The following is a 6,174-nucleotide window of genomic DNA, read 5'->3' as shown; positions in this document are numbered from 1 at the left end:
ATGGCCGTAATGGCGTGGGAGCCGATCTGGTCCAGCACCGGATTCACGCGCACGGCGTCAGGGTAGCGTCATGGCCATGGCATCCCGCATCGACCCGCATTCGGCCGGGTGCGCCGCTGGTACAGGCGGCGAACCCCACGCGTGGGCCACCCCATAGAATCACCTGCCGTGGAGACCCACACGTGACCGATCGGCGCTACCTCGCCGTCTTCCTGTTGCTCGGTCTCGCGGCGGTGCTCGTGGTCGTGATGGGGTTCGTCTTCGGGTCACCGGACACGGGTCGTGAGCCCCTGCCTCGTACGCTCGAGAAGATCTCGCCCCAACCCGGCAGCCAGGTACCGCTCCAGACTCCCGTGGAGGTGGACGTCCCGGTCGGCTACCGGGTGGACATATACATAGACGGGTTCAGAGTGCCCGATTCGGAGGTACGTTTCGTGGAAGGAACCGGCGTGCATTCATGGGCGCCGACCCGTTCCTCGACCATCCTCTGGACGCCCGGCCCACACACCGTCCTGGTGAGTTGGCGGAAGCTCAGCGGGCTTCCGGACGTGGGCCGATACAGCTGGGAGTTCCGGGTTTTCTAGTTGCTATTTGCTAGTTGGTAATATTAGTTATTAGATGTTACTTTTTGACGAGAGCGCTCGGCCCACGCTCGATGAGTGCGAGGAGGGTGCTCTCGTCGATGACCCTCACTCCGAGCGACTCCGCCTTGGCGAGCTTCGATCCGGGAGATGCGCCCGCCACGAGCGCGGTCGTCACCTTCGACACCGACGACACCAGCTTGCCGCCGCGTTCCTCTACGGCAGTTCGGGCTGCCGCGCGGGTCATCGACTCCAGCGAACCGGTCAGCACCAGCCGCACCCCCTGGAGGGTCTTGTCGGGGCCTTGTCCCCAGTCGGGATCGGAAAGCCGGACGTCGCCCTCCCCCAGCCTTCGGACCAGGTTCTGGTTGGCCTCGTCAGCGAACCACTCGGCCACCGACTTGGCGATTACCGGGCCGATGCCCTCGATGGCCGCCAGGGTGTCCTCATCCGCGAGCCGGAGCGCTTCCATGCTGCCGAACTCGCGGGCCAGGAGGCGTGCCACCGTCCCACCCACGTGGCGGATTCCCAGGCTCACCAGCAACCTTCCGATCGGCCTGTCCCGCGCCTTATCGATGGCATCCCTCAGGTTGGCGACCGAGATCTCGCCCCAGCCCTCGAATCCGAGCAGTTTCCCGGCGTCGAACGTGAAAATGTCCGCCGGGCCGGTGATCAGGCCCTCCGACAGGAGGAGGTCGATGGTCTTGTAACCCATCCCCTCGATATCCATCCCGCCCCGGGCGGAGAAGTGGAACAGCCACTCCCGGAGCCGCGATGGGCAGGTCAGGCCCCGGGTGCATCTGGCCACCTTCTCGTCATCAGGCCGGACAATGGGCGCCTCGCAGAAGGGACAGTCGGACGGCATCGACCACGTCTTCTCCTCGCCGGTCCGGCGGGACGGAATCGGGCCGACCACTTCGGGGATCACGTCGCCGGCTCGCCGGACCACGACCTGGTCACCCACCCTCACATCCTTGCGGTGAACCTCGTCCTCGTTGTGGAGCGTGGCCCGCTCGACGTTGGCGCCCCCCACGAACACCGGCTCCAGCACCGCAAAAGGCGTCGCCGCTCCGGTGCGTCCGATGTTGATCTCGATGCCGAGCAGCCGCGTGACCCGCTCCTCTGCCGGGAACTTGTAGGCGATCGCCCAGCGCGGCGCCCTGGCGGTGGAGCCGAGTTCAGCCTGTTCGGCGAGCCCGTTCACTTTGATGACCACTCCGTCGGTCTGGTACGGGAGGTCGTTGCGCGCCGCCTTGACACGCTCAACGTATGCGGTCACCTCTGTCACACCTGTCACGGTCTCGGTCCCCGGATGGACCCGCAGTCCCAGCCCGCGGAGCCACTCCATCGTCTCGAAGTGGGTGGCCAAGGCCGGCCCGCCCTCCAGGTAACCCACCTGGTAGACCCAGATGGCCAGGTTCCGGGAAGCGGTGACCGCCGGATCCTTCTGGCGCACCGAGCCGGCCGCGGCGTTGCGGGCGTTGGCATACAACCGGTCTCCCGCCTCGGCCTGGCGGGCGTTGAGGCGATCGAACTCATCCAGCGGTAGGTACACCTCCCCCCTCACCTCCATGTAGGCGGGAGGGTCCCCCAGCAGCCGGAGCGGGACGGACGCGAGGGTCCGGACGTTGGCGGTGATGTCCTCGCCGGTCGCGCCGTCCCCGCGGGTGGCGCCGCGGGTCAGGACCCCGTGCTCGTAGGTCAGGGAGACGGCCACGCCGTCGATCTTCAACTCGCACACCAAGTCTCCAGGAGGCCCATCCAGGTGGCGTTCGGCGCGGGCCAGCCACTCCGCTACCTCGGCGGGGCTCTCGGCGTTGTCGAGGGAGAACATGCGCTCGCGATGGGCGACCGGAGCGAAGATCTCGGCCGGCGGCGCCCCGATGCGCCGGCTCGGCGAGTCGGCCGTGACCAGGTGGGGATGCGCCTCCTCCAGCGCAAGCAGTCGGCCGCGCAGGTCGTCGTAGTCGGCATCGGGAAGCTCCGGATCGTCCAGCACGTAGTAGCGGTGATCGTGGTGGCGAATGTCCGCGACCAGGTCGGCTATCAGGCTGGCCGGATCCCTCTCGCTCATGCCGCCCGCCGCACCGGTCAGGCAGTAGTCCTGATGATTCCCCCGCCGACCACCTCTTCGTCGAGGTAGAGAGCCAGAATCTGTCCTCTAGCCAAGGCCTCCTGGGACTCGGCAAAACGCACGATCGCCACTCCGTCCTCCAGCGAGACCTCGGACGGTACGGCCCGGCCGTGGGCTCGGTACTGCGCCAGCAGAGAACCCGCAACCGGCCGGTCCACCCAGCTCATGTCCTCCACCGTCACCTCGTCCACCGCCAGGTCCGACCGGTTACCCACGGTCACGACTCCGGCGTCGGGATCGATGTCGTTCACGTAAAGAGGCTCGCCCACAGCCACTCCGAGACCGCGCCGCTGCCCGATCGTGAAGTTGGCGATGCCGTGATGTACGCCGAGCAGCCGGCCATCCTGGTGGATGATCGGGCCCTGGGTCGGCGCCACGCCCTGTCCGGCGAGGAACTCGCGGTAGTTTCCCTGCCCGACGAAGCATATGTCCTGGCTGTCGGGCTTGCGTGCGGTACGCAACCCGAGGCGGTCCGCCATGCTGCGGGTCTGGTCCTTGGTCAGATCGCCCACCGGGAAACAGAGCCGGGCCAGCTGGTCCTGACCCAACATCGACAGCACGTACGACTGGTCCTTGTCGGGATCGACTCCCCGCCACAGGCGGTAGCGCCCGCCATCGGAGGTGACCCGGGCGTAGTGCCCGGTTACCACCACGTCGTAGTCGAGGGCGTCGGCATGGGCCAGGAGGCGTGAGAACTTGATCGTCCGATTGCACTCCACGCACGGATTGGGAGTACGACCCGTGAGGTAATCGTCGATGAAGCCGCCCACCACGCCGGACATGAACTCCTCGGTGTAGTCCCAGACGTAATAGGGGATGTCGAGACGGGCCGCCACCCGGCGGGCGTCCTCGGCATCGGAGACGGTGCAGCATCCGGCGGTGGGCGCCTCGCCGTCGGGACCCTGCCAGAGCTTCATGGTCACACCCATGACCTCCCAGCCCTGTTCCTTCATCAAGGCGGCGGCAACAGAGGAGTCGACCCCGCCCGACATGGCCACCAACGCTCTCATCGCAGGGCGCCTGCTTCGCCGGCGACCAGTCTGGCCGCGCGGGCTCCTTCACCTTCCCCGGTCGACCACCCGAACGAGAACCGGAGGCACTCCCTGGCCAGGGCGGGGCTCATGCCCATGGCCTCGAGCACGTGGGAGACCGCGGCCGCGCCCGATTGGCAGGCGGAGGCCGCCGACGCGGCCAGCCCGGCCCGGTCGAGCCGGACGAGCAGCATCTCGTTGCGAACACCGGGAATGCGGACGTGGGCGGTCTGGACCATCCGGGGTGCGCCGGCACCGGTGACGACCAGGTCCGGCATCAGCTCGTTCAACGTGGATTCGAAGGCGTCGCGTTCGCCCATGACCCGGGCGCCGAAGGCACCCCGCTCTTCCTCAAGAGCGGCCATGGCCGCCGCCATCCCGACCACGGCCATCACGTTATGGGTGCCGGAGCGCCGGCCCAGCTCCTGCCCGCCACCATGGACCAGGGGAACGAGGGGCGTTCCGGACCGGACGTAGAGAAGGCCAACGCCCTTGGGACCTCCGAACTTGTGCGCGGCGAGAGACAACAGGTCGACACCCAGAACGTCCACATCCACCCGTTCCGACACGTACCCCTGCACGGCATCGGTGTGGACGATGGCCGCGGGATGGGCCGCCTTGACCCCTGTCACCACCTCCTCGACCGGCAACCGCACGCCGGTTTCGTTGTTGCCCATCATGATCGAGACCACCGCGGTGTCCGCTGACACATGGGAGGCGACCTCGGCCGGGTCGACGAGGCCATCGGCGGTCACCTTCGCGTAGCTGACCACGGATCCGAAGGAGCTGCAGTGCTCGGCGCTCATGAGGACGGCGTCGTGTTCCGTGGGCGACGTGACGATGGCGCCGCGGCGGCTGCCCGCGAACGCCCTGCCCTTGATGGCCAGGTTGTCGGCCTCCGATCCACCCCCTGTGAACACGATCTCCTTCGGGTCGGCGTTGATCAGCGAGGCGACCAGGTCGCGGCAGTCCTCGAGGGTGTTCTTGGCTCTGCGGGAGATGGTGTGGCTGCCCGACGGATTGCCGTAGACGTAGAGACGGAAGGGTTCCATGGCGGCCCAAGCCTCGGGGCGCAGAGGCGAGGAGGCGGCATGGTCGAGGTAGAGCATGGTGGGAATTGTGCCACGGCCGGCGCGGAACATGGAACCTCCCCCCGAAGTAATCCGAGGAATCGAGCCCTACGAGGAGAGCGCCGCCATCAGCTTGGCGATCCGGCCCGTGCAGGTCTCGGCGGCAGCCGGGGGAACCAGAGTGACCAGCCGATCGGCCATCTCCATGAAGACCTGGGCGGCAGGCCTGTCGGGCCGGACGACCACCACCGGCTCGCCCCGGTCGGCGCCTGAGCCCAGGGCCGGATCCAGGGGTATCTCTCCGATGAGCGGGATGTTCAGCGAGTCCGCCAACGCCTCGCCCCCTCCTTGGCCGAACAACTCGAACCGCTGCCCGTCCGGCGTTTCGAAGTAAGACATGTTCTCGATCACCGCCACCAATGGCATGGCGGAGCGGCGGGCCATGTCGGCCACCCTGATCGCCACCTTCTGGGCAGTCCGCGAGGGGGTGGTCACCACGACCATCTCCGACTGGGGCAGGAGGCGCGCCAGGGCCATCTGGATGTCGCCCGTGCCGGGAGGCAGATCGATGACGAGGTAGTCGAGTTTGCCCCAGGCGACCTGCTGGAGGAACTGCTCCAGCGCCTTGGAGAGCATCAGGCCCCGCCACATGAGGGCGGTCTCCTCCGTCTCCACGATCAGGCCCGTGGACACCACCTCGATCCCGTAGGCCTCTACCGGTTGCATGAGCCTGGTAGCCGGATCGGCCTCGATCCGGGCCTCGGTCCCCAGCATCCTGGGGATCGAGAACCCCCAGATGTCAGCATCGAGCAACCCGACCCGGTACCCCAGCCGGCCGAGCGCCAGGGCCAGGTTGACGGAGACCGAGCTCTTGCCGACTCCGCCCTTACCGCTCCCGACCGCGATCGTCCTGGTAGTGGGCGGCACGCGGGTGGGTGCTGCGTTCTCGCGGGCGCGGCGGCGTGCCACCTCCATGAGCTCCGAACGCTGTTTCCTGGTCATGGCCCGGGTCTCGACCACCGCCTTTCGCACGCCGGGGATGGCCTCGATCCGGCGGACTGTGTCGTTCTCGATCTGACCCCGCATCGGGCACTCCGCGATGGTCAGAGCCAGGCCGATGGTCACAACGCCTTCATCGAGTACGACCTCGCGCACCATCCCCAGATCGACCACGTCCGAACCCAACTCAGGATCCATCACCCCTCGTAGGGCATCCATGATCCGGTCTTCGGTGAGGGTCTGTGGCATGGTCGTCTCCGCGCATCCGTCGGATCGGCCCACCTTATCGGCAATGGCGCCGTTCTCGGCACGCCGGCTCTCCCCGACCTCCGGCAGCGAACCGATCACAATGGCAACAA

Annotated in this window: 5 protein-coding genes; 1 reads left to right on the top strand and 4 read right to left on the bottom strand. The window is 67.5% G+C overall.

What is annotated here, in order from left to right:
• Positions 1-182 precede the first annotated feature (182 nt).
• Positions 183-584 (top strand): hypothetical protein, encoded by a 402-nt coding sequence (locus tag OXK16_12615; GenBank protein MDE0376786.1) that lies wholly within the window; start codon positions 183-185, stop codon positions 582-584.
• A 37-nt stretch (positions 585-621) separates the two neighbouring features.
• Here OXK16_12615 and ligA read toward each other — a convergent pair whose 3' ends face one another.
• From ligA to OXK16_12595, 4 genes are read right to left on the bottom strand one after another with little or no spacing between them, the layout of a single operon-like run.
• Complete coding sequence (gene ligA, locus OXK16_12610) at positions 622-2,655, bottom strand: NAD-dependent DNA ligase LigA (protein MDE0376785.1); 2,034 nt, start codon at positions 2,653-2,655, stop codon at positions 622-624.
• A 17-nt stretch (positions 2,656-2,672) separates the two neighbouring features.
• Positions 2,673-3,725 (bottom strand): tRNA 2-thiouridine(34) synthase MnmA, encoded by a 1,053-nt coding sequence (mnmA, locus tag OXK16_12605; GenBank protein MDE0376784.1) that lies wholly within the window; start codon positions 3,723-3,725, stop codon positions 2,673-2,675.
• A complete protein-coding gene (locus OXK16_12600) occupies positions 3,722-4,888 on the bottom strand; it encodes a cysteine desulfurase family protein (GenBank protein ID MDE0376783.1) in 1,167 nt (388 codons plus the stop codon). The genes mnmA and OXK16_12600 overlap by 4 nt, the downstream gene beginning before the upstream one ends.
• A gap of 36 nt (positions 4,889-4,924) precedes the next feature.
• Positions 4,925-6,163, bottom strand: a complete 1,239-nt coding sequence (locus OXK16_12595) for an Mrp/NBP35 family ATP-binding protein (protein ID MDE0376782.1) — start codon at positions 6,161-6,163, stop codon at positions 4,925-4,927.
• Positions 6,164-6,174: the final 11 nt, after the last annotated feature.

This window comes from bacterium (assembly GCA_028821235.1).
GTDB lineage: Bacteria > Actinomycetota > Acidimicrobiia > Spongiisociales > Spongiisociaceae > Spongiisocius.
This window is presented reverse-complemented; position numbering and strand designations above follow the sequence as displayed.

Excerpts from the sequence above, each read along its gene's own strand:
- ligA (MDE0376785.1), bottom strand. The coding sequence starts at position 2,655 with ATGAGCGAGAGGGATCCGGCCAGCCTGATAGCCGACCTGGTCGCGGAC.
- OXK16_12600 (MDE0376783.1), bottom strand. The coding sequence starts at position 4,888 with ATGTTCCGCGCCGGCCGTGGCACAATTCCCACCATGCTCTACCTCGAC.
- mnmA (MDE0376784.1), bottom strand. The coding sequence starts at position 3,725 with ATGAGAGCGTTGGTGGCCATGTCGGGCGGGGTCGACTCCTCTGTTGCC.